The organism is Streptomyces sp. NPDC031121, from assembly GCF_055570615.1.
In genome coordinates this window covers 261,426-286,788 of the sequence record NZ_JBVIGV010000003.1, presented here as the reverse complement: position 1 = coordinate 286,788, position 25,363 = coordinate 261,426, and the positions used below count along the sequence as shown (strand labels likewise).

The window sequence follows — 25,363 nt, the reverse complement described above, 5'->3', positions numbered from 1 at the left end:
TGCACCACACTACATGTGTCCTCTTTCTTTTTCTTGGGTTTGTCCCGCTGCTCCCTCACCTGCCCCACACAGCCCCCCCCCCCCCTCCGCCCCCCCCCCCCCCCCCCCCCCCCCCCCCCTCTCCCCTCCGTGCCCCGTGGTTCCCGCGGTCCCCCCGGGCCGCAAAGGATCACGGATTGGCCTGGACCAACATAGACGCCAGTCGGGCGGGTCCCGTGCCGCGCGGGGCGGCGCGGGGAGTGACCTTCGTCCCACGGCGGGGCCGGCCGTTCACCGGGTCGGGCCTGGTCGGCGCCCCGTCAGGGCCGGTCGAGCCGGAGCCGCTCCGCCCGCGGAAGGCCCGCGACCACCAGGTCGTAGCTGTCCTCGACGAGTTCGCGGACCAGCGCGTCGGGGAGGGCGCCGGCGCCGCCCGCGGTGACCGTGTTCCAGTGCCGCTTGTTCATGTGCCAGCCCGGGACGACCGCCTCGTGCTCGGCGCGCAGCCGCACCGCGTTCTCCGGCTCGCACTTGAGGTTCACCTTCAGCGGCTCGCCGTCGAGCGCCGACAGCGCGAACACCTTGCCGAGCACCTTGAACACGGAGGTCTCGGGACCGAAGGGGAACTCCTCGACGGCCGCGTTGAAGCCGAGGCAGAAGGCGCGCAGCTCCGCCGGCGTCACCCGGCCTCCCCGTCCTCGTCCTCGGCGGGCTCCACCGGCTCCACCAGCACCGTCACGATCTTGTTCCGGCGTCCGGCCGGGGCCTCGGCCGTCAGCCGCAGCGGCCGCCCGTCGGGCAGCTCCACCATCGCGGACGCGCCGGCGATCGGGACCCTGCCCAGCGCCTTCGCCAGCAGCCCGCCGACCGTCTCCACGTCCTCGTCGTCGAAGGCGTCGACCTTGAACAGCTCGCCGAGGTCGGTGATGTCCAGGCGCGCGGTGACCCGGTAGCGGTCCCCGCCCAGCTCCTCGACGGGCGGGAGCTCCCGGTCGTACTCGTCGGTGATCTCCCCGACGATCTCCTCCAGGATGTCCTCGATGGTGACGATGCCCGCCGTGCCGCCGTACTCGTCGATGACGACGGCGACGTGGTTGCGGACCTGCTGCATCTCGCGCAGCAGGTCGCCCGCGTTCTTCGTGTCCGGTACGAAGGCCGCCGGCCGCATCGCCGTCGAGACGAGGTCGGTCTCGGCGTCCCGGCTGACGTGCGTCCTGCGGACGAGGTCCTTCAGGTACACGATGCCGACGATGTCGTCCTCGTTCTCCCCGGTCACGGGGATGCGGGAGAAACCCGAGCGCAGCGCGAGCGTCGTCGCCTGCCGGACGGTCTTGTAGCGCTCGATGCACACCAGGTCGGTGCGCGGCACCATCACCTCGCGCACCAGCGTGTCGCCGAGCTCGAAGACCTGGTGCACCATGCGGCGCTCCTCGTCCTCGATCAGCGACTCCCGCTCCGCCAGGTCCACCATGGCGCGCAGCTCGGCCTCGGAGGCGAAGGGGCCCTTGCGGAAGCCCTTGCCGGGGGTGAGGGCGTTGCCGAGGAGGATCAGCAGCTGCGGGATCGGGCCCATCACGCGGGCCAGCGGGACGAGCACGTACGCGGCGGCCGTGGCCGTGCCCAGCGGGTGCTGGCGGCCGATGGTGCGCGGCGAGACGCCGACGGCCACGAACGACACGAGGACCATCACGCCGATCGCGGTGAGCAGCGCCGTCCAGTTCTCGCCGAACTCGTCGAGGCAGACGTACGTGACGAGCACGCCGGCGGCCATCTCGCAGGTCACGCGCACCAGCAGCGCGACGTTCAGGTAGCGGGTGGTGTCGGCGGCGACCTGGACGAGCTTCTCGGCGCTGCGCCTGCCCTCCCGTACGGCCTGCTCGGCGCGGAAGGAGGAGACGCGGGCGAGCCCCGACTCGGCGCAGGCCGCGAACCAGGCGACCACGACGAGCAGGACCGCCCCGGTGATCAGCTGGGGTGCGGTCACGAGACGGTGGGGGCCGGGGAGGGGCCGGTCAGGCCGCGCTCGGTGCGCCAGCCGTCCACGATGGCCGCCTGGAGGCCGAACATCTCGGCCTTCTCCTCGGGCTCCTCGTGGTCGTAGCCCAGCAGGTGCAGCACCCCGTGGACGGTGAGGAGCTGGAGCTCCTCGTCCATGGAGTGCTGCGTCGGCGCCTCCAGGCCCTGCTTCCTCGCCACCTCGGGGCAGAGCACGATGTCGCCGAGGAGGCCCTGCGGGGGCTCCTCGTCGTCCTTCGACGGCGGGCGCAGCTCGTCCATCGGGAAGGACATGACGTCGGTGGGTCCGGGGAGGTCCATCCACTGGATGTGGAGCTGCTCCATGGCGTCCTCGTCGACGACGATGACGGAGAGCTCGGACAGCGGGTGGATCCGCATCCGGGTGAGCGCGTAGCGGGCGATGTCGAGGATCGCCCGCTCGTCTACTTCGGTTCCGGACTCGTTGTTGACGTCGATCGACATGGTGCGCTGGGTTCTACTTCCGCTGGGTGCCGTTCCGGGCGGGCCGGGTTTCCTGGCCCGCCTGGCTGTCGTCGTACTTCTCGTACGCATCGACGATACGGCCGACCAGCTTGTGCCGGACCACATCCTCCGACGTGAGCCGCGAGAAGTGGATGTCGGGCACCCCGTCGAGGATCGCCTGGACCTGCCGCAGGCCGGACTTCGTGCCGCCCGGGAGGTCGACCTGGGTGATGTCGCCCGTAATGACGATCTTCGAGTCGAAGCCGAGCCGGGTCAGGAACATCTTCATCTGCTCCGGGCTCGTGTTCTGCGCCTCGTCGAGGACGACGAAGGCGTCATTGAGCGTGCGCCCGCGCATGTACGCGAGCGGGGCCACCTCGATCGTCCCGTTGGCCATGAGCCGCGGGATCTTGTCGGGGTCGATCATGTCGTGCAGCGCGTCGTACAGCGGCCGCAGGTAGGGGTCGATCTTGTCGAACAGCGTGCCGGGCAGGAAGCCGAGCCGCTCCCCCGCCTCGACGGCCGGGCGGGTCAGGATGATCCGGCTGACCTGCTTGGACTGCAGGGCCTGGACCGCCTTGGCCATGGCGAGGTAGGTCTTGCCGGTGCCCGCGGGTCCGATGCCGAAGACGATCGTGTGCTTGTCGATCGCGTCGACGTACCGCTTCTGGTTGAGCGTCTTGGGGCGGATGGTGCGGCCGCGGTTGGAGAGGATGTTCTGGGTCAGCACCTCGGCGGGCGTCTCCTGCGGCCCGTCGCCGTTGTCGCTCGCCTTGAGCATGGCGATCGAGCGTTCCACTGCGTCCTCCGTCATCGGCTGCCCGGTGCGGAGCACGAGCATCATCTCGTCGAACAGGCGCTGGATCAGGGCGACTTCCGCCGCGTCCCCGACCGCGCTGACCTGGTTTCCCCGGACGTGGATGTCGGCCTTCGGGAAGGCATTCTCGATCACGCGGAGCAGGACGTCACCGGAGCCGAGCACGGCCACCATCGGATGGCTGGCCGGAACGGTGAAGTGCGCTCGCGCCTGACCCTGCGCCGGGGTGTGGGCTGTGGATGTCTGAGTCATGGGCCGGCACTGTGGCCTGCACATACCTCCCGCTGAGGGGTCGCGCCGATCGACGACCTCCGGAGTACCAAGGGTACGTCGCCGACCGGGCGGCACCCAGGGGTTTTACCCGGCCGCCCGTCCCGGCCGGGCGGCTCCCCGGCTACGCCGTGTGGCGGAAGCCGATCGTCGGGACCGCCCGGCGGCGCGGGGCGTGCGAGCCGGCCGGCGGGAGCAGCTCGTCGAGGAAGGCGTAGCGCTCCCGCAGCCCGTCCGGGGCGGCCGCCCACCAGTGGGCCACCTCGGCCCAGCCGGGGGCCGAGAGGGAGCCGCCGAACTCGCGGACCGACAGGGCGGCCGTCAGACCCGCGAAGGCCAGCCGGTCGGCCAGCGGCCAGCCCGCCAGCGAGCCGGTGACGAACCCGGCCACGTACACGTCGCCCGCCCCCGTCGGGTCCAGGGCGTCCACCGCGATCCCCGGCACCTCGGCCGTCTCGCCGGTGGCGGAGTCCACGGCGTACGAGCCCTCGGCGCCCAGGGTCACCACCGCGACCGGGACGCGCTCGGCCAGCGCCCGGGCCGCCGCCCGCGGGCAGTCCGTCCGCGTGTACCGCATCGCCTCGCCCGCGTTCGGCAGGAACGCCTCGCAGTGCTCCAGGTCCGTCAGCTCGGCCAGGGCCCACCTGCCGGTGGTGTCCCAGCCGACGTCCGCGAAGACCCGCGCCCCGCGGCGGGCGGCCTCCCCGATCCAGCCGTCCTCGCGGGCGGGGGCGAGCGAGGCCACGGCGGCCCGCGTGCGGGGCGGGCACTGCGGGAAGACGGCGCCTCCCGGCCCGGCCGCGCCCTCCCCGCCGAAGCCGGGGGGCGCCTCGTGGCCGTGCGAGACCATCGTGCGCTCGCCCTCGTACGCCATGGAGACCGTGACGGGGCTGTGCCAGCCGGGGATGGTCCGGGACATCGACAGGTCGATGCCCTCGCCCTGCTCCAGCGCGTCCCAGCAGTACTCGCCGTAGTGGTCGTCGCCGAAGGCGGCGGCGAGCGAGGTGCGCAGGCCGAGCCGGGCCAGCGCGGTGGCCATGTTGGCGACGCCGCCGGGGCTGGAGCCCATGCCGCGCGCCCAGGACTCGGTGCCGCGCACGGGCGCCGAGTCGAGGCCGGTGAAGATGATGTCGAGGAAGACCGTGCCGGTCAGGAAGACGTCGCACCCGGGCTCTTCGGGATCGCGCACCGGACCGAGGGGGTCCACTGCTGCGCTGCGGCTGAAGCGGCTGTCCCGGTTGACCACGGTGTTCTCCCCGATCGGCGCGAAGGGTCGTTTCCGCAGGGCGGGACGGGGCGGACCGCGTCGGACGACCGGCAGTCCCGCCCGTCCCGGCCGGACGGAAACCCAGTGTGGCGCACATCACTGCCGCGGACTCTCCCGCGGCTCGCGATCCCCTCGTGCGGCCGCCCCGCCCCTGCCGCGGTCAGCCGCCGGCCGTCAGGCCTCGGCCCGCTTGGGGACGGGGATCCGCGCGAGGTCCGCCGCGATGGTCAGCTCCCCCTCGAAGCCCGCCGCGCGCGCCTGGCGCTCGAACTCGCCGGGGTCTCCGTAGCGCTGCGAGAAGTGCGTGAGCACCAGGTGCCGCACGCCGGCGCCGCGGGCGATGCGCGCCGCCTGCCCGGCGGTCAGGTGGCCGTGGTCGGCGGCCAGGCGCCCGTCCTCGTCGAGGAAGGTCGACTCGATGACCAGCAGGTCGCAGCCCTCGGCGAGCTCCTCCGCGCCGGAGCACAGCCGGGTGTCCATGACGAACGCGAACCGCTGGCCGGGCCGCGGGACGCTGACGTCGCCGAGGGTGACCGCGCCCAGCCGGCCCTCGCGCTGGATCCGGCCCACGTCGGGCCCCTTGATGCCGTGCCGCGCGAGCAGCTCAGGGACCATGCGCCGCCCGTCGGGCTCGGTGATCCGGTAGCCGAAGGACTCCACCGGGTGCGAGAGCCTGCGCGTCTCCAGGAGGTACGGGGGGCCTTCGGCCAGCACGCCGTCCCCGGTGACGGGCTCCTCGCGGAGCTTGACGGTCTCCCGGTAGGCGGTGGCGTACCGCAGCCGGTCGAAGAACACCTGGCCGGAGGCCGGGTAGTGCGCGGTGACGGGATGCGGGACCTGGTCGAGGTTGATGCGCTGGACGACGCCCGCGAGGCCGAGGCTGTGGTCGCCGTGGAAGTGCGTGATGCAGATCCGGTTGATGTCGTGCGCGGCCACGCCGGCGCGCAGCATCTGGCGCTGGGTGCCCTCGCCGGGGTCGAAGAGGATGCCCTCGCCGTCCCAGCGCAGAAGGTAGCCGTTGTGGTTGCGGTGGCGGGTGGGCACCTGGCTGGCGGTGCCCAGCACCACGAATTCGCGTACGGACACGGATTACCCCGGCGGCCACTGGAGGCCGCGCCCGCCGAGGACGTGCGCGTGCGTGTGGAAGACGGTCTGGCCCGCCCCGGAACCGGTGTTGAAGACGATCCGGTAGCCGTGGTCGTCGACCTTCTCCTGGGCGGCGATCTCGCCGGCCTCGCGGAGCACGTCGGCGGCGAGCTCCGGCGCGCCCGCGGCGAGCGAGGCGGCGTCCGCGTAGTGCGCCTTGGGGATGACCAGGACGTGCGTCGGCGCCTGGGGGTTGATGTCCCGGAACGCGACGGTCGTCTCGGTCTCCCGGACGACGGTCGCCGGGACGGTCCCCGCGACGATCTTGCAGAACAGGCAGTCCGCCTGCGGTTCCCCTGCCATGGCTTCGCCTTCCGTGACGGTGGCGCGGGCGCTGCCGCCCGCACGGGTTGATCAGTTCGGGCATCGTATCGGGCGGCCCGCCGCCGCCCGCCCGCATTTCAGGACCAGCGGCCGGTCCGGGCCAGCAGCACCGCGGCGGCCGCCGTGCCCGCGGTGGAGGTGCGCAGCACCGAGCGGCCCAGCCGGCAGGTGCGGGCGCCGGCCTCCGCGAAGGCGGCGAGCTCCTCCGGGGAGACGCCTCCCTCGGGGCCCACGACCAGGACGACGGAACCGGACTCCGGCAGCTCGGCCGCGGCCAGGGCCTCCGAGGGGGCGTCGCGGTCCTCGTGCAGGACCACGGCGAGGTCGGCGCCCGCCAGCAGCGCCGCGACCTGCTTGGTCGACATGGCCTCGGCCACCTCGGGGAAGCGGACGCGCCGGGACTGCTTGCCGGCCTCGCGGGCGGTGCTGCGCCACTTGGCGAGGGACTTGGCCCCGCGGTCGCCGCGCCACTGGGTGATGCAGCGGGAGGCCTGCCAGGGCACGATCGCGTCGACGCCCGTCTCCGTCATCGTCTCGACGGCGACCTCGCCGCGGTCGCCCTTGGGCAGGGCCTGGACGACGGTGATCGTCACCTCCGGCTCCGGCTCCTCGCCCGTCGCGGACACCGCCACGACGAGCCGGTCCTTGCCCTCGGCCGCCTCGACGACGGCCTCGGCCCAGCCGCCGCGGCCGTCGGTGAGGACGACCGCCTCGCCCGGGGCCAGCCGCTTGACGGACACCGCGTGCCGGCCTTCGGGGCCGTCCAGGACGAACCGCGGCCCCGCCGGGACCTCCTCCACCACGAACACGGGGGCGGTCATGTCGTACTCCTCTTCTGCATGTCGTTCAGGGCGCTCTGCGCCTCGGCGATCTCGGCGGCCAGCACCTCCACCAGCTGCCCCGCGGGCAGCGCCCGCGCCAGCCGGTGCCCCTGGCCCGCCCACAGCGCCATGCCCTGCGGGTCCCCGGCCGCGGCGGCCGCCTTGCGCAGCCCCGCGGTGATGTGGTGGACCTGCGGGTACGCGGCCGGGGCGTACGGCCCGTGCTCCCGCATGAACCGGTTGACCAGGCCGCGGGCGGGGCGCCCCGAGAACGCCCTGGTCAGCTCGGTGTGCGGGAACAGCGGGTCGGTGAGCGCCTTCTTGTGCAGCGGGTGCGCCCCGGACTCGGGGCAGGGCAGGAAGGCGGTGCCGAGCTGCGCTGCCTCGGCCCCGGCGGCGAGCAGCGCCGCGATCTGCGAGCCGCGCATCAGCCCGCCCGCGGCGATGATCGGCAGGCCGACGGCCTCCCGGACCTGGGCGACGAGCGCGAGCAGCCCGACTCCGGCGGTGGCGTCGGCCTGCGGGTCGTCGCGGTGAGTGCCCTGGTGGCCGCCGGCCTCGACGCCCTGGACGCAGACGGCGTCGGCGCCCGCGGCCTCGGCGGCCCGGGCCTCGTCGACCGAGGTGGCGGTGACGATGCTGTACGTGCCGGCCCTGCGCAGGGCGGCGACCGTCCGCGGGGCGGGGCAGCCGAAGGTGAACGACACGGCGGGGACGGGGTCCTCCAGCAGGATCGCGAGTTTGGCGTCGTAGCCGTCGTCGCTGGTGCCGGCGGTGTCCTCCTCGGCGAGGGAGACGTCGTACCAGCTGCCCTCACCCGCGAGCTGCCCGCGGTACGTCTCGATCGCGGCCGGGTCGGCGTGGCCGGTCTGCGGCATGAAGAGGTTGACGCCGAACGCGCGCCGGGTGAGCGCGCGCAGCCGTTTGACCTCCTGGTACATCCCGTCGGCGGTCTTGTAGCCGCCGGCGAGGAAGCCCAGGGCGCCCGCCTCGCACACCGCGGCGGCGAGCGGCGGGCAGGAGGCGCCGCCCGCCATGGGAGCCTGCACGATCGGGTACCCGGCGAGACCGTTCAGTGGCGAGGACATGCACCGCATCGTGCCATGTCCCGCTCACGGGGCCGAATCACCGTATCCGCCTGGCATAGTCCGCCGCGCCGGGCGGCCGCGGCGGTCCCGGGAACGCGCCGAACCCGGCCCGGGGTGTTCCCGGGCCGGGCTCGGCGGGGTGGTCCGCTCCGGCCGGTCAGCGGCCGTTGAAGGCGTCCTTCAGGCGGCTGAAGAGGCCCTGCTGGCCGGGGGCGAACTGGCCCATGGGGCGCTCCTCGCCGCGCAGCTTGGCGAGCTGCCGCAGCAGCTCCTCCTGCTGGGCGTCCAGCTTGGCGGGGGTCTGGACCTCGACGTGCACGATGAGGTCGCCGCGCCCGCCGCCGCGCAGGTGGGTCACGCCGCGGCCGTGCAGCGGGATCGACTGGCCGGACTGGGTGCCGGGCCGGATGTCGACCTCCTCCATGCCGTCGAGCGTTTCCAGCGGGCACTTGGTGCCGAGCGCGGCCGCGGTCATCGGGAGGGTGACCGTGCAGTGCAGGTCGTCGCCGCGCCGCTGGAAGACCGGGTGGCTCAGCTCGTGGATCTCCACGTACAGGTCGCCGGCGGGGCCGCCGCCGGGGCCGACCTCGCCCTCGCCCGCGAGCTGGATCCGGGTGCCGTTCTCGACGCCGGCGGGGATCTTCACCGTGAGGCTGCGGCGGGAGCGGACCCGCCCGTCGCCCGCGCACTCGGGGCACGGGGTGGGGACGACCGTGCCGAAGCCCTGGCACTGCGGGCAGGGGCGCGAGGTCATGACCTGGCCCAGGAAGGACCGGGTGACCTGCGAGACCTCGCCGCGGCCGCGGCACATGTCGCACGTCTGCGCCGAGGTGCCGGGAGCGGCGCCCTCGCCGGAGCAGGTGGTGCACACGACGGCCGTGTCGACCTGGATCTCCTTGGTCGTGCCGAAGGCGGCCTCGTCCAGCTCCAGGTCCAGGCGGATCATGGCGTCCTGGCCGCGGCGGGTGCGCGAGCGCGGGCCGCGCTGCGCCGCCTGGCCGAAGAAGGCGTCCATGATGTCGGAGAAGTTGCCGAAGCCGCCCGCCCCGAAACCGCCCGCGCCGCCGCCGCCCGAGGAGGACAGCGGGTCGCCGCCGAGGTCGTAGACCTGCTTCTTCTGCGGGTCCGAGAGCACCTCGTACGCGGCGTTGATCTCCTTGAAGCGCTCCTGCGTCTTCGGGTCCGGATTGACGTCCGGGTGGAGTTCGCGCGCGAGGCGGCGGAAGGCCTTCTTGATCTCGTCCTGCGATGCGTCGCGGCGCACGCCGAGTACGGCGTAGTAGTCCGTGGCCACTTACGACTCCGCCAGGATCTGTCCGACGTAACGTGCCACTGCGCGTACCGCTCCCATCGTTCCGGGGTAGTCCATGCGGGTCGGTCCGACCACGCCGAGTTTGGCGACTGTTTCGCCGCCCGAACCGTAGCCGACCGAGACGACGGACGTGGAGTTCAGTCCCTCGTAGGCATTCTCATGCCCGATTCGTACGGCCATGCCCGATTCATTGGCCTCGCCGAGCAGCTTGAGGAGCACGACCTGCTCCTCCAGCGCCTCCAGCACCGGCCTGATCGTCAGGGGGAAATCGTGTCCGGAGCGCGTCAGATTGGCGGTGCCGCCGATCATCAGGCGCTCCTCGGCCTCCTCGGCCAGGGTCTCCAGCAGCGTCGACAGCACCGTCGACACCGTGCCCCGGTCCTCCGGCTCGAATGCCTCGGGGAGGTCCTGCACCAGCGTCGGTACGTCCGTGAACCGGCGGCCGACGACCCGGCTGTTGAGCCGCGCCCGCAGGTCGGCCAGGGAGGTCTCGCCGAAGGGCGCCGGGCAGTCGACGAGCCGCTGCTCGACCCGGCCCGTGTCGGTGATCAGCACGAGCATCAGGCGCGCGGGAGCCAGCGACAGCAGCTCCACGTGCCGGACGGTCGAGCGGGTCAGCGACGGGTACTGGACGATCGCGACCTGCCGGGTCAGCTGCGCGAGCAGCCGCACGGTGCGGCCGACGACGTCGTCGAGGTCGACGGCCCCGTCGAGGAAGTTCTGGATGGCCCGGCGCTCGGGCGTCGACAGCGGCTTGACCCCCGCCAGCCGGTCGACGAACAGCCGGTAGCCCTTGTCCGTGGGGATGCGGCCCGCGCTGGTGTGCGGCTGGGCGATGTAGCCCTCCTCCTCCAGCACGGCCATGTCGTTGCGCACGGTGGCGGGCGAGACGCCGAGCTTGTGCCGCTCGGTGAGCGCCTTGGAGCCGACCGGCTCCTCCGTCCCGACGTAGTCCTGGACGATGGCGCGCAGCACCTCGAGTCTGCGTTCGCTGAGCATCGCGCGCACCTCCAGCTGTGATGCGGGTCGTGGTGGTCGTTCGTTTTGGCACTCGGGTCGTACGAGTGCCAGAGATCCCCCGGTCAGTGTACGGCCGGGGGGTACGCGGCTAGCAAGGGCGGCCCGCCAGGTAGCGTCGCGGTATGGACGTGGCTTGGGAAGAGGCGGGCTGGGAGAGGCTGACCGGGCGGACCGGCCGGAAGCGCCTCCCGGTGTGGGATTGCACCGTGGGACTGGTGGTGGGGGACGATTCCGTACTGATCGTCGACCCGGGTTCCAGTGTGCGCGAAGGGGCCCTGCTGAGGGCAGAGGCGGAGCGCCTGACGGGCCGGCACGTGACCCATATCGCATTCACGCACGGCCATTTCGATCATGTTCTGGGCGGTGCGGCCTTCGCCGGCGCCGAGGTGTACGGCGCCGTCGGCCTCGACGCCGAGCTGTCCGCGGGCCGCGAGGAGCTCCGCGGCGACGCCGTACGGCACGGCCTGGACCCGGCGGACGCCGCCGAGGCGGCCGACCTGCTGGTTGTCCCGCGGCACCTGGTGTCGGGCGAGTGGACGCTGGACCTGGGCGGGGTGCAGGCGCTGCTCGCGAACGTCTCCCCCGGGCACACCCGCCACGACCTGGCGGTGCTCGTGCCCGGCGAGCGGGAGACGGTCTTCTGCGGCGACCTGGTGGAGGAGTCCGGGGAGCCGCAGGCCGGCCCCGACGCGGTGCCCGCGCAGTGGCCCGCGGCGCTGGACCGGCTGCTGGCGCTGGGCGGCGGGGACGCCCTGTACGTGCCGGGGCACGGGGCGGTCGTCGACGCGGCGTTCGTCCGTGCGCAACGCGCCACACTGGCGGTGCGTTTCGGCGTGTCGGACGCCTGAGCGCGCCCGCTCTCCTAGGGTCGGCCGGATGCGCGAGTACTCCCCCGACCTCACCCCGCAGTGGAAGCGCCCCAGGCCCGTCCCGGAGGTGCCGGCCGAGCCGGACCTCGTCGTGGAGGAGGCGGGCACGGGCTTCTGCGGCGCCGTCGTCGCCTGCGAGGCGGGCACGGTGACCCTGGAGGACCGCTTCGGCAAGCGGCGCGTGTTCCCGCTGGAGCCGCGGGGCTTCCTGCTGGAGGGCGCCCCCGTCACCCTCGTACGGTCCTCCCGGGCCCCGTCCGGCCCGCGGCGCACCGCGTCGGGCTCGATCGCCGTCCCCGGCGCCAGGGCGCGGGTGGCCCGGGCGGGCCGCATCTACGTGGAGGGCCGGCACGACGCCGAGCTCGTCGAGCGGGTCTGGGGCGACGACCTGCGGATCGAGGGCGTCGTCGTGGAGTACCTGGAGGGCGTCGACGACCTCCCGGCCGTGGTTGCCGAGTTCGCGCCCGGCCCGGGCGCCCGCCTGGGCGTGCTGGTGGACCACCTCGTGCCGGGGTCGAAGGAGTCCCGCATCGCCGCGCAGGTGTCGGGCGAGCACGTCCTGGTCGCGGGTCACCCGTACGTGGACGTCTGGCAGGCGGTGAAGCCGTCGTCCCTGGGTATCGCGGCCTGGCCGGCGGTCCCGCGGGGCCAGGACTGGAAGACGGGCGTCTGCCGCGCCCTGGGCTGGCCGGAGAACACGGGCGCGGCCTGGCGGCACATCCTGTCCCGCGTGGCGTCGTACCGCGACCTGGAGCCGTCCCTGCTGGGCCGCGTCGAGGAACTGATCGACTTCGTCACGGCCCCCGCCGGCTGAAGGCGCGGCGGCCCCGGGGCCGCCCGCCCGCTTCAGTCCACCAGGTCCCGGACCACCGCGTCGGCGAGCAGCCGCCCCCGCAGCGTGAGGACGGCCCGCCCCTCCCGGTACGGCCCGGCCTCCAGCAGCCCGTCCGCGAGCGCCCGGCGCGAGGCCGCGAGCCCCTGCTCGGCGAGCAGCGCCAGCGGCGCGCCCTCCGCCAGCCGCAGCTCCAGCAGGATCCGCTCCACGCGGCGGTCCTCCGCGGACAGCAGCTCCCGGCCCGCCCCGGGCGAGCGCCCGGCGGCGAGCGCGGCCGCGTACGCGCCGGGGTGCTTCACGTTCCACCAGCGCACGCCGCCGACGTGGCTGTGCGCCCCGGGGCCGGCGCCCCACCAGTCGGCGCCCCGCCAGTACAGCTCGTTGTGCAGGCAGCGCCCCGCCTCGGAGGCCGCCCAGTTCGAGACCTCGTACCAGTGGAAGCCGGAGCCGGCGAGGACCTCGTCGGCGATCAGGTACCGGTCGGCGTGGACGTCGTCGTCCGTCATGGGGACCTCGCCGCGCCGGATCCGGCGGGCGAGCTGGGTTCCCTCCTCGACGATCAGCGCGTACGCGGAGATGTGGTCGGGGCCGGCGCCGAGCGCGGCGTCGAGGGAGTCGCGCCAGTCGTCGTCGCTCTCGCCGGGGGTGCCGTAGATCAGGTCGAGGTTGACGTGCTCGAAACCGGCCCGGCGGGCCTCGGCGACGCAGGCCTCGGGGCGTCCCGGGGTGTGGGTGCGGTCCAGCACCTGCAGGACGTGCCGCTTGGCGCTCTGCATGCCGAAGGAGATCCGGTTGAAGCCGCCCTCGCGCAGTTCGGCCAGGTAGGCGGCGTCGACCGACTCGGGGTTGGCCTCGGTGGTCACCTCGGCGCCGGGAGCGAGGCCGAACTCGTCGCGGACGGCCGCCAGCATGCGGACGAGGTGCGCGGCCGGCAGCAGCGTCGGGGTGCCGCCGCCGACGAAGACCGTGCGGACCGGCCGGGGGTCGTCGCCGAGGACCTTGCGGGCCAGGCGGACCTCGTCGGCGAGGGTGTCGGCGTAGTTCTCGCGGGACGCGAGCACGCCTCCGCTGCCTCGCAGCTCGGTGGCGGTGTACGTGTTGAAGTCGCAGTAGCCGCAGCGCGTGGCGCAGTACGGGACGTGCAGGTAGAACCCGAGCGGACGGTCCCCCGCGCCCGCCAGGGCGTGCGGCGGCAGGGCGCCGTCTTCGGGCATGGGTTCACCGTCGGGCAGTGCGGAAGGCATGGGCCCATTGTCCCGCACGCCCGCCCGGGCCCGGCCGTGCGCGCGGCGGGCGCGGGCCTGCGGGGGGCGGTCCGGCGGCGGGCCCGGCCCCCTCCGGCGGGGCCGGGGGCCCGCCGGTACGGGGCCGGTCGGGGTTTCAGGCCTCGCGGGTGCCCTCGTACATCTCGTCGATCAGGTGCTTGAACTCACGCTCGACGACGGGCCGCTTCAGCTTGAGGCTGGGCGTGAGGTCGCCGTGCTCGACGTCGAGGTCGCGCGGCAGGATCCGGAACTTCTTGATCGTCTGCCAGCGCTGGAGGCCCTCGTTGAGGGTCTGGACGTACGTCTCGACCAGGCGGTCCGTCTCGGGGGCGGCGAGCACCTCGGAGTACGTCTTCCCGTCCAGCCCGTTCTCGGCGGCCCAGCCGAGGATGGCGGCCTCGTCGAGGGCGACGAGGGCGGTGCAGAAGTTCCGGTCGGCGCCGTGGACGACGATCGACGACACGTACGGGCAGATCGCCTTGAACTGGCCCTCGATCTCGGCGGGGGCGACGTACTTGCCGCCCGACGTCTTGATCAGGTCCTTCTTGCGGTCGGTGATGCGCAGGTAGCCGTCGGGCGAGAGCTCGCCGATGTCGCCGGTGTGCAGCCAGCCGTCCTCCTCCAGCACCTCGGCGGTCTTCTCGGGCTGGCCGTGGTAGCCCTGCATGATGCCGGGGCCGCGGAGCAGGACCTCGCCGTCGTCGGCGATGCGGACCTCGGTGCCGGGGAGCGGCTTGCCGACGGTGCCGGTGCGGTAGGCCTCGCCGGGGTTGACGAAGGAGGCGGCGCTGGACTCGGTGAGGCCGTAGCCCTCCAGGATGTGGATGCCGGCGCCGGAGAAGAAGTAGCCGATCTCGGGGGCGAGGGCGGAGGCGCCGGAGACGGCGGCGCGCAGCCGGCCGCCGAAGGCGTCGCGGAGCTTGGAGTAGACGAGCGCGTCGGCGATGCGGTGCTTGGCGGTGAGGCCGAGGGGGGCGGTGGCCCGGCCGGTGCGCCGGTAGTTGTCCTGGGTGGCCTTGGCGTACTCGCGGGCGACGCCGACGGACCACTGGAAGATCTTGTACTTGGCGCCGCCGCCGGCGCGGGCCTTGGCCGCCACGCCGTTGTAGACCTTCTCGAAGATGCGCGGAACGGCCGCCATGTAGGTCGGCTGGACGACCGGCAGGTTCTCGATGATCTTGTCGATGCGGCCGTCGACGGCGGTGACGTGCCCCACCTCGATCTGGCCGGAGGTGAGGACCTTGCCGAAGACGTGGGCGAGCGGCAGCCACAGGTACTGGACGTCGTCGCCCCTGATCAGGCCGGTGGCGACGGTGGCCTTGGCCATGTACGACCAGTTGTCGTGCGGCAGGCGGACGCCCTTGGGGCGGCCGGTGGTGCCCGAGGTGTAGATCAGTGTGGCGAGCTGGTCGGAGGTGATGGCGCCGATCCGCTCGCGGACCGCGTCCGGGTGCTTGGCGAGGTACTCGCGGCCGCGGTCCTCCAGGTCGGCGAGGGAGAGCACCCAGCCCTCGGGGTCGTCCTCGGCGGCGACGGCGTCGGCGGCCTCCAGGACGACGACGTGGGCCAGCTCGGGCAGCTCGGCGCGGCGCTCGCGGGCCTTGGCGAGCTGGGCCGCGTCCTCGGCGATCAGCACGCGGCTGGCGGAGTCGGCCAGGATGAACGCCGACTCGTCGGCGTTGGTGCTGGGGTAGACGGTGGTGACGGCGCCGCCGGCGCACATCACGCCCAGGTCGCTGAGGATCCACTCGACGCGGGTGTTGGAGGCGAGCGCGACGCGGTCCTCCGGGCCCAGGCCCAGGTCGATCAGACCGGCGGCGATCGCGAAGACCCGGTCGGCCGCCTGGCCCCAGCTCAGCGACTTCCAGTCGTCGGGGCCGCTGCCGGATGCCGCGGGCACCGGGTACCGGTAGGCCTCGGCGTCCGGCGTGGCGGCGACACGCTCAAGGAAGAGGGCCGCCACGGTGGGCGGGCGGTTCTCGATCTGGGTCAGTGTGTCGCTCACGGACGTCCTCCGGACCACGCGGCAGGGCTGCCGCCCGAGGGGGTGGGACGGCGGCTTCCAACAGGGTTTGAGACCAGGCTGCGAAACTGGCGGGTAACCAACGGGGCAGTGATCAGACTAGGGGCCCTCCGGCTGCCGCGTAAGAGTCCTTGAGCCGCCGATTCATAACGAAACAGGCCCCCGCCGGTGCGTGCGGGGGCCTGTTCCGGGTGGCGGTGCGGCCGGCTGCTACTTCTTCTTGGCGCCGGACTCGTCGCTGGAGAGGACGGCGATGAAGGCCTCCTGCGGGACCTCCACGGAGCCGACCATCTTCATCCGCTTCTTGCCTTCCTTCTGCTTCTCCAGCAGCTTCCGCTTACGGGAGATGTCACCGCCGTAGCACTTGGCGAGGACGTCCTTGCGGATGGCGCGGATGGTCTCGCGGGCGATGACCCGCGAGCCGATGGCGGCCTGGACCGGCACCTCGAACGCCTGCCGCGGGATCAGCTCGCGCAGCTTGGCGACCAGGCGGACGCCGTACGCGTAGGCGGCGTCCTTGTGGGTGATGGCGGAGAACGCGTCGACCTTGTCGCCGTGCAGCAGGATGTCGACCTTGACGAGGCTGGAGGCCTGCTCGCCGGTGGGCTCGTAGTCGAGGGAGGCGTAGCCTCGGGTCTTGGACTTCAGCTGGTCGAAGAAGTCGAAGACGATCTCCGCGAGCGGGAGGGTGTAGCGGATCTCGACGCGGTCCTCGGAGAGGTAGTCCATGCCGAGGAGGGTGCCGCGGCGGTTCTGGCACAGCTCCATGATCGAGCCGATGAACTCGGTGGGCGCGAGGATGGTGGCGCGCACGACCGGCTCGTACACCTCCGAGATCTTCCCCTCGGGGAACTCGCTCGGGTTGGTGACCGTGATCTCGCTCTTGTCCTCCATGACCACGCGGTAGACCACGTTGGGCGCGGTGGCGATCAGGTCGAGGCCGAACTCGCGCTCCAGGCGCTCGCGGATCACGTCGAGGTGGAGCAGGCCGAGGAAGCCGACGCGGAAGCCGAAGCCGAGCGCCGCGGAGGTCTCCGGCTCGTACACCAGGGCGGCGTCGTTGAGCTGGAGCTTGTCCAGGGCGTCGCGCAGCTCCGGGTAGTCGGACCCGTCGAGCGGGTACAGGCCCGAGAAGACCATCGGCTTCGGGTCCTTGTAGCCGCCGAGGGCCTCGGTGGCGCCGCGGGTCTGCTGGGTGATGGTGTCGCCCACCTTCGACTGGCGGACGTCCTTCACGCCGGTGATCAGGTAGCCGACCTCGCCGACGGAGAGGCCGTCGGCGGGGAGCATCTCGGGGGAGTTGGTGCCGATCTCCAGCAGCTCGTGCGTGGCGCCGGTGGACATCATGCGGATGCGCTCGCGCTTGCTGAGCGTGCCGTCGACGACGCGGACGTAGGTCACCACGCCGCGGTACGAGTCGTAGACGGAGTCGAAGATCATCGCGCGGGCGGGGGCGTCCTTGACGCCGACCGGCGCCGGGACGTTCTGCACGACGCGGTCGAGGAGCGCCTCGACGCCGACACCGGTCTTGGCGGACACCCGCAGCACGTCGTCGGGCTCGCAGCCGACGAGGTTCGCCAGCTCCTCGGCGAACTTCTCCGGCTGGGCGGCCGGCAGGTCGATCTTGTTCAGGACCGGGACGATCGTGAGGTCGTTCTCCATCGCCAGGTACAGGTTGGCGAGGGTCTGCGCCTCGATGCCCTGGGCGGCGTCGACCAGCAGGATCGTGCCCTCGCACGCCGCGAGGGAGCGCGACACCTCGTACGTGAAGTCGACGTGCCCGGGGGTGTCGATCATGTTGAGGATGTGCGTCCTGCCCACGCCGTCGCCCTCGGTGGGCGCCCAGGGCAGGCGGACGGCCTGGGACTTGATCGTGATGCCGCGCTCGCGCTCGATGTCCATGCGGTCGAGGTACTGGGCGCGCATCTGCCGCTGGTCGACGACACCGGTGAGCTGGAGCATCCGGTCGGCGAGCGTCGACTTGCCGTGGTCGATGTGCGCGATGATGCAGAAGTTGCGGATCAGCGCCGGGTCGGTACGGCTCGGCTCGGGCACGTGGCTGGGGATGGCGGGCACGCAGTGTCCTGATTCTCGGGTCGCAGTCGGAAGCCTGGCTGGGTGTCGGTCCGTTCCATGGTCCCATGGACGGGGCAGTGCGCTCGGTTTGGGCCACCCGCGGGCGCCCTGGTAGCGTGGGCAGCTGTGTCTTCCACGCCCTCTCAGCTGGGGGACACAACCGGAAGATCAAACTCTGAACCTGAAAAGGCTCTTTCGTGGCGAACATCAAGTCCCAGATCAAGCGGAACAAGACGAACGAGAAGGCGCGCCTGCGCAACAAGTCCGTCAAGTCCGAGCTCCGCACCTTCATCCGCAAGGCCAACGAGGCCGTCGCCGCAGGCGACGTCGAGAAGGCCACCGCGGCGGCGCGCGTCGCCTCCCGCAAGCTGGACAAGGCTGCTTCGAAGGGTGTCATCCACAAGAACTCGGCCGCCAACAAGAAGTCGGCGCTGGCTTCCAAGGTTGCCTCCCTCCAGGGCTGAGCACTCGATGTGATCGCCGGAACGGACCCAGCGGGCCCTCTCTTCCGCTCCTGACCGGCACCTCCCCCGCCCCGGCGGGGAGACCAGCGCCGCACGCGGCCTGCGTTCGCCACGCGGGTGCGGCGCACCAGAGCAGTAACCGAAGGCCCCGGCCGTCGCCCTTCCCCAGGGCACCGGCCGGGGCCTTCGGCATGCCGTGCCGGGTCAGTGGGCGGGGCGGCGGGGGCGGGCCGCGCGGGCCACGGCCACGACCGCCTTCTCCAGGGCGTACTCCGGGTCGTCGCCGCCGCCCTTGACGCCGGCGTCGGCCTCGGCGACGGCGCGCAGGGCGTCGGCGACGCCGTCCGCGGACCAGCCGCGCATCTGCTGGCGGACCCGGTCGATCTTCCACGGCGGCATGCCGAGGTCGCGCGCCAGGTCGGCGGGGCGGGCCCCCCGCGGGGCGGACGCCAGCTTGCCGACGGCCCGGACGGCCTGCGCAAGCGCACTGGTGATCAGCACGGGGGCGACACCCGTCGCGAGGGACCAGCGCAGGGCTTCGAGGGCCTCCGCGGCCCGGCCCTCCACCGCCCGGTCGGCGACGGTGAAGCTGGACGCCTCCGCCCGCCCCGTGTAGTAGCGGCCGACGACGGCCTCGTCGATGGTGCCCTCGACGTCCGCGCACAGCTGCGCGGCCGCGCTGGCCAGCTCCCGCAGGTCGCTGCCGATCGCGTCGACCAGCGTCTGGCAGGCCTCCGGCGTAGCCGACCGGCCCAGTGTGCGGAACTCGCCCCGGACGAACGCCAGCCGGTCCGCGGCCTTGGCCATCTTCGGGCAGGCGATCTCCCGGGCGCCGGCCTTGCGGGCGGCGTCCAGCAGCCCCTTGCCCTTCACGCCGCCCGCGTGGAGGAGCACGAGCGCGATGTCCTCGAGGGGCGCGCCGACATACGCCTTGACCTCCTTGACCGTGTCCGCGGACAGGTCCTGGGCGTTGCGCACCACCAGCACCTTGCGTTCGGAGAACAGCGAGGGGCTGGTCAGCTCGGCGAGGGTGCCTGGCTGGAGCTGGTCGGGCGTCAGGTCCCGCACGTCCGTGTCGGGATCGGCGGCGCGGGCGGCCGCCACCACCTCCCGTACGGCGCGGTCGAGCAGCAGGTCCTCCTGACCCACCGCGAGGGTGAGCGGGGCGAGCGGATCGTCGGTGGTGTTCTTTCTGGTGGCCATCGCATACAGGATCCCATGCCGCACCGACAGGCCCCCGCGCCCCGTGCCCGACAATGGTCGCGTGAACGTGCGACATGTACTGGTGCTGCCGGACCGAGACGCCGCCGAGGAGGTGGCGGACGAGGTCGTCGAGCGGTTCGGGCCCGGCGAGGAGCCGCAGTTGGTCCGGGACGCCCTCGCCGGGGAGGACGACGCCGAGGACGCCCAGTGGCTCGTGGTCGTCGAGGATCCGGAGAGCCGGCTCGACACCGCGGAGCTGGACGGCCTCGCCGCCGAGTACGAGGGGTGGCTGGAGGCCCCGTAGGGCCCGGGTCAGGCCTTGCGGACGACCTGCACGTCGAGTGTGACGTCGACGGCGGAGCCGATGGCGGCGACCCCGCCCGCCAGCACCGACTGCCAGTCGAGGGCGAAGTCCTCGCGGTGGAGGCCGGCGGTCGCCCGGCAGGCGGCCCTCGGCTCGCCCTCCATCCCCGTCCCCAGCCCCAGGTACTCGGTGTCCAGGGTCACCGACCGGCTGGTGCCGTGCAGGGTGAGTGCTCCCGCGACGGCCCACCGGCTGCCGCTGCGGTGGATGAACCGCTCGCTGTAGAACTCCACCGTCGGATGGCGGGCGGCGTCCAGGAAGTCCGCGGAGCGCAGGTGGTCGTCCCGCATCCGCAGCCCCGTGTCGATGCTCGCCGTGTCGATGATCACGTGCATGGAGGAGTCCTCCATGCGGTCGGCGATCCGGACCGCGCCGGCGAAGGTGGTGAACCGTCCCCGGATCCTGGCGAAGCCGATGTGCCGGGCCGTGAAGACGATCGAGGAGTGCCCCGGGTCGATCTCCCAGTGCCCGGGCGCGGGCAGCAGCGGCGGCTCCACCGCATCGAGGATGATCTCCGCGGTGCCGGCCGGCGCGGCGTCCCCGAGCAGCGTCGCCCCGTGGAACGGCGCGTAGCCCTCCGCCGTGACGGTGAGCCGGTACTCGCCCTCCGGGACCGCCGCCGTGAACCCCCCGTACGGGTCGGTCTCCCCGCTGACGACGTGGCGGCCGATCGGGTCGGTCACCTCGAACGCCGCCCGCCGGACCGGCTGGTGCACCGTGTCGAGGACCCGGCAGCTGAGCAGGCGAGCCGTATGAGGCAGCGTCAGGGTCGCGGATGTGTGCGAGCCGGCGCTCCCGGCCGTCTCGGACCCCCGTCTGCGACCGAACATGGTTGATGCACCCCCGTGCTGCGTGGACTTGTTCCGCTGTGGCGAAAACGCATTCGATCATGCGGCCGGGTTGGGGGCAAACAGAGCGGGCGCGCCCGGTATGGGCGTGTCGCCGCGTTCGTCGCGCTGGGAATGCGCGCAGTCGCGGACCGCTTCCGGCCACGGCCACCGACCCGTCGGTGTCGGTCCGCAGGACGGTCGCTCCGAGCGCCCTCAGCCGGGCGAGCGTGCCCCGTGCGGGATGCCCGTAGCGGTTCCCCTCACCGACCGGGACGACCGCCAGGCGGGGCCTGACGCGGGCGTGCAGCTCGGCGTCCTGGTGGGCGGACCCGTGGTGTGCGACCTTCAGGACATCGACCGGGCCGAGGTCTGGCCGGCTTGCCAACAGGGCTTGCTGCGAAGGCGGTTCGAGGTCTCCGAGCAGCAGCAGGGTCAGCCCGGAGGTACGGGCCAGCAGGGCGACGCTCGCGTCGTTGGGGCCCTCGGGCGCAGGGCCGCCGGGCGGCGGCCACAGCACCTGCCACTCGAGCGGCCCGGCCCGGCGGCGCTCCCCCGCCCAGGCGGGCACGACCGGCACCCCGGCCGCCGCGGCGGTCCTCCGGACGAACGCGGCCTGCCCGGCGGGCTCTTCCAGCGCAGTGGTCTGGATCACGCCGACGGACCGGCCGTTCAGCACTCCGCGGAGGCCGCCGACGTGATCGGCGTGGAAGTGCGTCAGGAGCAGCAGCGGCACCCGCCGCACCCCGAGGGCGCGCAGGCAGGAGTCCACCGGCCCAGGTTCGGGCCCCGCGTCCACCACGACGGCCGTGCCCGGGCCCGCGGCCAGGACCGCGGCGTCGCCCTGCCCCACGGCGCACTGCACGTAGCTCCAGTCGGGCGGCGGCCAGCCCGTGAGCGTACGGGTGAGCTGCGGCGGCCGCAGCAGCGCGGCAAGCAGCAGCACCGCCAGCCCGGCGCACGCCCACGGCCGGCGGGCCAGCCGCGGGCCGAGCAGTACGGCGGCCCCCGCGGCCGCGGCCAGCAGCAGCCCGCCGCCGAGCCCGCCGGGCCAGGCGAGCTCCGCCCCCGGCAGCCGGGCGCCCGCCCGCGCGACCGCGGCGATCCACCCGGCCGGCCAGGCCGCGCACCAGGCGAGCAGCTGCGCGGCGGGCGCGTACAGCGGGGCGGCCGCCAGCGCGGCGAAGCCCAGCACGGTCGCCGGAGCAGCGGCGAACTCCGCCAGCAGGTTGCACGGCACCCCGACGAGGCTGACCCGGGCGGAAAGCACGGCCACCACCGGCGCGCACGCCGCCTGCGCGGCGGCTGCGGCGGCGAGCGCCTCCGCGGGCCGGGCCGGCATCCCGCGCCGCCGCAGGGCCAGGCTCCACCGCGGGGCGAGAGTCAGCAGTGCGCCGGTGGCGAGGACGGAGAGCAGGAATCCGGGGCTGCGGGCCAGCCACGGGTCGTGGAGGAGGAGCAGCAGCGCGGCCGCGGCGAGCGCCGGCAGGAGCGAGCGCCTGCGGCCGGTGGCGACGGCCAGCAGCCCGATCGCCCCGCAGGCCGCGGCCCGCAGCACGCTGGGGTCGGGCCGGCAGACGGCGATGAACGCCAGCACCAGGGCCGCGCCGGCGAGGGCGGTCGCCCGCAGGGAGAGCCCGAGGCGGGGCGCGAGTCCGCGCCGCTCGGCGAGCTGGGCCCGCGCGGGCGGACCGATGAGCAGGAACAGGACCACGGTGAGGTTGGAGCCGGAGACGGCCAGCAGGTGCAGCAGGTCGGTGGCCCGGAACGCCTCCTGCAGGTCGGGCGGGACCCGGGAGGTGTCCCCGACCACGAGCGCCGGCAGCAGTGCCCTGGGGTCGGGAGCGAGCCTTTCGGTGGCCTCACGCAGCCCCTGCCGGAGCCGCCCGGCCGCCTGCTGGACGGCTGTGGGCGGGCCGGTCACGGCAGGGCCGGTGCCGGTCTGCGGCCGCAGCACGGCGACCGCCCGCTCGCCGGCCCGGCCGGGTGCCAGCCGGCCCTCCACCGCGACCCGGGTGGACGGCAGCAGCCGCGCCCACCCCGGATCGGCGGCGAGGACGCGCACCGGTGCGGCCACCCGGACGTGCCCGCCGCCGGGCGCCCCCACCCGGGTCAGCAGCGCGTCCACCACGACCAGCGGCGGGCCGCTGCCCCCGCGGGCGGTCCGCGGGTCGGCGGTGACGGCCACCTCGGCGAGCACCCGGGCGTGCTGCCGGGCCAGGCCGGGGACAGGCCCGGCCCGCTCCTCGGCCCGGGTCAGCCCGGCCGCGGCAGCACCGGCCGCGGCGCACAGCAGTGCGAGGGCGGCGGCCGTCCCGGCCCGCCACAGCCGCTCCGGGCGCCGGCACCCGGCGCACAGCAGCAACCCGGCCCCCGCGAGGGCCCCGCCGACGCCCGCGGCGGTCCACGCGCCGGGTACGCCGAGCGCGGCCGCGGCGGCCGCCCAGGCCGCCAGTGCGGGCACCACCAGCCGCAGGTCCGCCGGCCCCCTCTCGGGGTCGCCCTCGCCGGGCGCCGGGCCGCCGGGCGCACTCCGGACGGTCGGCCCACGGTTCACGGCCGCACCAGCTTCCGCAGGTCGGCGAAGCGCCGCTCACCGATGCCGTCGACCTGCCGGAGCTCCTCCACCGAGCGGAAGCCGCCACGGGCGGTGCGGAAGTCGATGATGTGCCGGGCCAGCACCGGCCCCACCCCGGGCAGGGCGTCCAACTGCTCGACGGTGGCGGTCCCGAGGCTGAGCGGCCCGCCGGCGGGCCCGCCCGGGGCCCCTTGGCCGGGCGGTGCGGCCGGTGCGGCCACGCCGACCAGCACCTGCTCGCCGTCGATGAGGACGCGGGCCCGGTTGAGGGCGGTGGTGTCCGTGCCGGGAAGCACTCCCCCGGCGGCGGCGAGCGCGTCCTCCACGCGGGAGCCCGCGGGCAGCCGCCGCAGCCCGGGCTCTCGGACCTTGCCGCCGACGTCCACCACGACGCGGGACGCCGGTCCGGCAGCGGCAGGCGGGGCGGGGGCCGCACCCGGCGAGGGTCCGGGCACCGCGGCGGGGGCGACCACGGCGGGCGGGACCACCGGCCGCGGCCGCGCCGACCAGAACTGCTGCGCCCCGAACGCCACCCCGGCCGCCAGGACCACCGCGACGGCTGCCACCGCACGCGGCCGCACCTCCAGCCGCGCCTGCACCCACACCGGCAGCCGCTCCCGCACCCCCATCCACCGCATCCCCCGGACCCCAGCGCCCTGGCCGCCCACCGGCGGCTCCACGCCCCGCACCGGCTCGGCACCCCCCGCCCGGGGCCGCCCCGGGCCCGCAGCACCGCCGGACTCCACACCCCCGCCCCCATCCCCGGGCCGGTCCGCAGCCGCAGGCCGGACCGGAACGGCAGCACGGCCGGACTGCGCACGCCCGGGCGCATCAGCAGCCCCGACCGCCTCCCAGGGCCGGAGCGGGACCTCGGGCCTGCCCGGAACCGCAGCGCCGCCGGGTCCCGCACGCCCGACCTCATCCGCCGCCCGGCCCGGAACCGCGCGCGGGACAGCGTCCGCGGAACCGCTGGGCTCCGACACCCCGGGCGGGCCGACCTGCCGGGCCCGATCCGCCGGCCCGGCCGGATCCACCCCGGCGGCGTCGGACGGCGCGGAGCGGGGCGGCGGAGGTGGTGGCGGCGGGGGCGGCGGAGCCGGAGGCCGAAGCGGCGGCGGGCTGATCCCGCCGAGGAGGGCCTCGGCTCGCCGGCGGACGGCGTCGGGTTCGGGATGCCCGGCGCCGCGCCGGCGGGGCCGCCCGCGGCGGTCCCGCAGCCGGTGGTCGGAGAGCGCCGGCCGGCCCGGGCCCGAGGCGGCTCCGGGGCGGCGCGTACGGCGTGTGTGAAGAGTCATGCCCCGACGGTAGGGGCGCCTCCCCGATCCCGTGCGGAGTCCTCAATTCCGGTGGATGGCCCCGCCGTTGTGGACAACCCGGCCACCCGTTCGGGTGCGCACCGCCGGGTCAGCGGGGGGAGACGACCGCCGCCAGCAGCCCCGGCCCCGTGTGCGCGCCGATGACCGCGCCGACCTCGCTGACGTGCAGTTCGACCAGCCCGGGGATGCGTTCGCGCAACCGCTGCGCCAGCTTCTCGGCCCGCTCGGGAGCGGCCAGGTGGTGCACGGCCACGTCGACGCTCGCCGCGCCCGCCCGCTCGACCGCGAGCTCCTCCAGCCGCGCGATGGCCTTGGAGGCGGTGCGCACCTTCTCCAGCATCTGGATGCGGCCGCCGTCCAGGGTGAGCAGCGGTTTGACGGCCAGCGCCGAGCCGAGGAGGGCCTGGGCGGCGCCGATGCGGCCGCCGCGGCGGAGGTAGTCGAGGGTGTCGACGTAGAAGTACGCGGCCATGTCCGCGGCCCGCTTCTCCGCGGCGGCCACCGCCTCGTCGAGGGAGCCGCCGGCCTCGGCCGTCTCCGCCGCCGCGAGGGCGCAGAAGCCGAGGGCCATGGCCACCATGCCGGTGTCGACGACGCGCACGGGCACGGGCGCCGTCTTCGCGGCCAGGACGGCGGCGTCGTACGTGCCGGAGAAGTCCGCGGAGAGGTGCAGGCTCACGATGGCCTCGGCGCCGCTCTCGGCGACGGCCCGGTAGGCCCGGACGAACTCCTCGGGGCTCGGACGGGACGTGGTGACGGAACGGCGCTTCTGCAGTGCCAGGGCCAGGCTGCGCGCCGAAATCTCGGTCCCCTCTTCTAGAGCCTCGTCGCCGAGGACCACGGTCAGCGGGACGGAGGTGATTCCGTGCCGCGCCATGGCCGGTTGGGGCAGGTAGGCCGTGGAATCGGTGACGATCGCGACATGCCGGGACATGAGGCGGAGGTTACCGCCAGAGCGGGCACGTCGGCAGCCCGACCCCTCCCGCCGCGTGGGCCGCGGTGCCTCCACCCGTCCCAGGGG

At 74.2% G+C, this 25,363-nt stretch carries 22 protein-coding genes and 1 pseudogene; 4 read left to right on the top strand and 19 right to left on the bottom strand.

What is annotated here, in order from left to right:
- Positions 1–299 precede the first annotated feature (299 nt).
- From ACZ462_RS06885 to hrcA, 11 genes are all read right to left on the bottom strand, one after another.
- Positions 300–662 carry an MmcQ/YjbR family DNA-binding protein gene (locus ACZ462_RS06885; RefSeq protein ID WP_467806954.1) on the bottom strand — a complete coding sequence of 121 codons (363 nt, stop codon included), beginning with the start codon at positions 660–662 and terminating at the stop codon, positions 300–302.
- Positions 659–1,963, bottom strand: a complete 1,305-nt coding sequence (locus tag ACZ462_RS06880; protein ID WP_467806952.1) for a hemolysin family protein — start codon at positions 1,961–1,963, stop codon at positions 659–661. Before ACZ462_RS06880 ends, ACZ462_RS06885 begins: the two co-directional genes overlap by 4 nt.
- Complete coding sequence (gene ybeY, locus ACZ462_RS06875; RefSeq protein ID WP_467806950.1) at positions 1,960–2,457, bottom strand: rRNA maturation RNase YbeY; 498 nt, start codon at positions 2,455–2,457, stop codon at positions 1,960–1,962. Before ybeY ends, ACZ462_RS06880 begins: the two co-directional genes overlap by 4 nt.
- A 13-nt stretch (positions 2,458–2,470) precedes the next feature.
- The gene (locus ACZ462_RS06870; RefSeq protein WP_467806948.1) at positions 2,471–3,526 is read right to left on the bottom strand and encodes a PhoH family protein; all 1,056 of its coding nucleotides are present in this window, start codon (positions 3,524–3,526) and stop codon (positions 2,471–2,473) included.
- A gap of 142 nt (positions 3,527–3,668) precedes the next feature.
- Complete coding sequence (locus ACZ462_RS06865; RefSeq protein WP_467806946.1) at positions 3,669–4,790, bottom strand: PfkB family carbohydrate kinase; 1,122 nt, start codon at positions 4,788–4,790, stop codon at positions 3,669–3,671.
- A 195-nt stretch (positions 4,791–4,985) separates the two neighbouring features.
- Complete coding sequence (locus ACZ462_RS06860; RefSeq protein WP_467806944.1) at positions 4,986–5,897, bottom strand: ribonuclease Z; 912 nt, start codon at positions 5,895–5,897, stop codon at positions 4,986–4,988.
- A 3-nt stretch (positions 5,898–5,900) separates the two neighbouring features.
- Positions 5,901–6,260: a histidine triad nucleotide-binding protein gene (locus ACZ462_RS06855; RefSeq protein WP_467806943.1), complete on the bottom strand. Its 360-nt coding sequence runs from the start codon at positions 6,258–6,260 to the stop codon at positions 5,901–5,903.
- Between the two features lie 98 nt (positions 6,261–6,358).
- Positions 6,359–7,102, bottom strand: coding sequence for a 16S rRNA (uracil(1498)-N(3))-methyltransferase (locus ACZ462_RS06850; RefSeq protein WP_467806942.1), 744 nt, complete (start codon positions 7,100–7,102; stop codon positions 6,359–6,361).
- A complete protein-coding gene (locus ACZ462_RS06845) occupies positions 7,099–8,190 on the bottom strand; it encodes a nitronate monooxygenase (protein WP_467806940.1) in 1,092 nt (363 codons plus the stop codon). The genes ACZ462_RS06850 and ACZ462_RS06845 overlap by 4 nt, the downstream gene beginning before the upstream one ends.
- Positions 8,191–8,347: 157 nt before the next feature.
- On the bottom strand, positions 8,348–9,484 hold the full coding sequence (gene dnaJ / locus ACZ462_RS06840; RefSeq protein ID WP_189808436.1) for a molecular chaperone DnaJ: 1,137 nt from the start codon (positions 9,482–9,484) through the stop codon (positions 8,348–8,350).
- Positions 9,485–10,501: a heat-inducible transcriptional repressor HrcA gene (hrcA, locus tag ACZ462_RS06835; RefSeq protein ID WP_467806939.1), complete on the bottom strand. Its 1,017-nt coding sequence runs from the start codon at positions 10,499–10,501 to the stop codon at positions 9,485–9,487.
- Positions 10,502–10,644: 143 nt separating this feature from the next.
- Here hrcA and ACZ462_RS06830 point away from each other — a divergent pair, with 143 nt between their 5' ends.
- Both ACZ462_RS06830 and ACZ462_RS06825 read left to right on the top strand, forming a co-directional pair.
- Entirely contained in the window at positions 10,645–11,370 is a 726-nt protein-coding gene (locus tag ACZ462_RS06830; protein WP_467806937.1) for an MBL fold metallo-hydrolase, read from the top strand.
- A 28-nt stretch (positions 11,371–11,398) separates the two neighbouring features.
- Positions 11,399–12,205, top strand: coding sequence for a DUF3097 domain-containing protein (locus ACZ462_RS06825; protein ID WP_467806935.1), 807 nt, complete (start codon positions 11,399–11,401; stop codon positions 12,203–12,205).
- 32 nt (positions 12,206–12,237) lie between these two features.
- Here the strand turns inward: ACZ462_RS06825 and hemW are convergent, their stop codons facing one another.
- The 3 genes from hemW to lepA form a co-directional block, all read right to left on the bottom strand.
- Positions 12,238–13,470 (bottom strand): radical SAM family heme chaperone HemW, encoded by a 1,233-nt coding sequence (gene hemW, locus ACZ462_RS06820; RefSeq protein ID WP_467806933.1) that lies wholly within the window; start codon positions 13,468–13,470, stop codon positions 12,238–12,240.
- Between the two features lie 136 nt (positions 13,471–13,606).
- Positions 13,607–15,496: an AMP-dependent synthetase/ligase gene (locus tag ACZ462_RS06815; protein ID WP_467806931.1), complete on the bottom strand. Its 1,890-nt coding sequence runs from the start codon at positions 15,494–15,496 to the stop codon at positions 13,607–13,609.
- A gap of 228 nt (positions 15,497–15,724) precedes the next feature.
- Entirely contained in the window at positions 15,725–17,590 is a 1,866-nt protein-coding gene (lepA, locus tag ACZ462_RS06810; RefSeq protein ID WP_467806930.1) for a translation elongation factor 4, read from the bottom strand.
- A gap of 197 nt (positions 17,591–17,787) precedes the next feature.
- Between lepA and rpsT the strand changes: the two genes are divergently transcribed.
- Positions 17,788–18,054, top strand: coding sequence for a 30S ribosomal protein S20 (gene rpsT / locus ACZ462_RS06805; RefSeq protein ID WP_114057514.1), 267 nt, complete (start codon positions 17,788–17,790; stop codon positions 18,052–18,054).
- A gap of 204 nt (positions 18,055–18,258) precedes the next feature.
- On the opposite strand, the gene holA is transcribed toward rpsT, so the two are convergent.
- A complete protein-coding gene (gene holA, locus ACZ462_RS06800; protein ID WP_467806929.1) occupies positions 18,259–19,257 on the bottom strand; it encodes a DNA polymerase III subunit delta in 999 nt (332 codons plus the stop codon).
- Positions 19,258–19,318: 61 nt separating this feature from the next.
- Here holA and ACZ462_RS06795 point away from each other — a divergent pair, with 61 nt between their 5' ends.
- Positions 19,319–19,561: a hypothetical protein gene (locus ACZ462_RS06795; protein ID WP_467806928.1), complete on the top strand. Its 243-nt coding sequence runs from the start codon at positions 19,319–19,321 to the stop codon at positions 19,559–19,561.
- An 8-nt stretch (positions 19,562–19,569) separates the two neighbouring features.
- Here the strand turns inward: ACZ462_RS06795 and ACZ462_RS06790 are convergent, their stop codons facing one another.
- The 4 genes and pseudogenes from ACZ462_RS06790 to ACZ462_RS06775 all read right to left on the bottom strand — a co-directional run bounded on the left by ACZ462_RS06790 (position 19,570) and on the right by ACZ462_RS06775 (position 25,276).
- The gene (locus tag ACZ462_RS06790; protein ID WP_467806927.1) at positions 19,570–20,451 is read right to left on the bottom strand and encodes a YceI family protein; all 882 of its coding nucleotides are present in this window, start codon (positions 20,449–20,451) and stop codon (positions 19,570–19,572) included.
- 133 nt (positions 20,452–20,584) lie between these two features.
- Positions 20,585–23,005 (bottom strand): annotated as a pseudogene (locus ACZ462_RS06785) (ComEC/Rec2 family competence protein); the annotation flags it as partial.
- On the bottom strand, positions 23,002–23,664 hold the full coding sequence (locus ACZ462_RS06780) for a ComEA family DNA-binding protein (protein WP_467806926.1): 663 nt from the start codon (positions 23,662–23,664) through the stop codon (positions 23,002–23,004). The pseudogene ACZ462_RS06785 and the gene ACZ462_RS06780, both read right to left, overlap by 4 nt.
- A gap of 766 nt (positions 23,665–24,430) precedes the next feature.
- Complete coding sequence (locus ACZ462_RS06775; protein ID WP_467806925.1) at positions 24,431–25,276, bottom strand: DegV family protein; 846 nt, start codon at positions 25,274–25,276, stop codon at positions 24,431–24,433.
- Between the last annotated feature and the right edge of the window lie 87 nt (positions 25,277–25,363).

Excerpts from the sequence above, each read along its gene's own strand:
- ACZ462_RS06845 (WP_467806940.1), bottom strand. The coding sequence starts at position 8,190 with ATGTCCTCGCCACTGAACGGTCTCGCCGGGTACCCGATCGTGCAGGCT.
- ACZ462_RS06870 (WP_467806948.1), bottom strand. The coding sequence starts at position 3,526 with ATGACTCAGACATCCACAGCCCACACCCCGGCGCAGGGTCAGGCGCGA.
- ACZ462_RS06825 (WP_467806935.1), top strand. The coding sequence starts at position 11,399 with ATGCGCGAGTACTCCCCCGACCTCACCCCGCAGTGGAAGCGCCCCAGG.
- ACZ462_RS06780 (WP_467806926.1), bottom strand. The coding sequence starts at position 23,664 with ATGCGGTGGATGGGGGTGCGGGAGCGGCTGCCGGTGTGGGTGCAGGCG.
- hemW (WP_467806933.1), bottom strand. The coding sequence starts at position 13,470 with ATGCCTTCCGCACTGCCCGACGGTGAACCCATGCCCGAAGACGGCGCC.
- ybeY (WP_467806950.1), bottom strand. The coding sequence starts at position 2,457 with ATGTCGATCGACGTCAACAACGAGTCCGGAACCGAAGTAGACGAGCGG.
- holA (WP_467806929.1), bottom strand. The coding sequence starts at position 19,257 with ATGGCCACCAGAAAGAACACCACCGACGATCCGCTCGCCCCGCTCACC.
- ACZ462_RS06850 (WP_467806942.1), bottom strand. The coding sequence starts at position 7,102 with ATGACCGCCCCCGTGTTCGTGGTGGAGGAGGTCCCGGCGGGGCCGCGG.
- ACZ462_RS06830 (WP_467806937.1), top strand. The coding sequence starts at position 10,645 with ATGGACGTGGCTTGGGAAGAGGCGGGCTGGGAGAGGCTGACCGGGCGG.
- ACZ462_RS06855 (WP_467806943.1), bottom strand. The coding sequence starts at position 6,260 with ATGGCAGGGGAACCGCAGGCGGACTGCCTGTTCTGCAAGATCGTCGCG.
- ACZ462_RS06775 (WP_467806925.1), bottom strand. The coding sequence starts at position 25,276 with ATGTCCCGGCATGTCGCGATCGTCACCGATTCCACGGCCTACCTGCCC.
- ACZ462_RS06790 (WP_467806927.1), bottom strand. The coding sequence starts at position 20,451 with ATGTTCGGTCGCAGACGGGGGTCCGAGACGGCCGGGAGCGCCGGCTCG.
- hrcA (WP_467806939.1), bottom strand. The coding sequence starts at position 10,501 with ATGCTCAGCGAACGCAGACTCGAGGTGCTGCGCGCCATCGTCCAGGAC.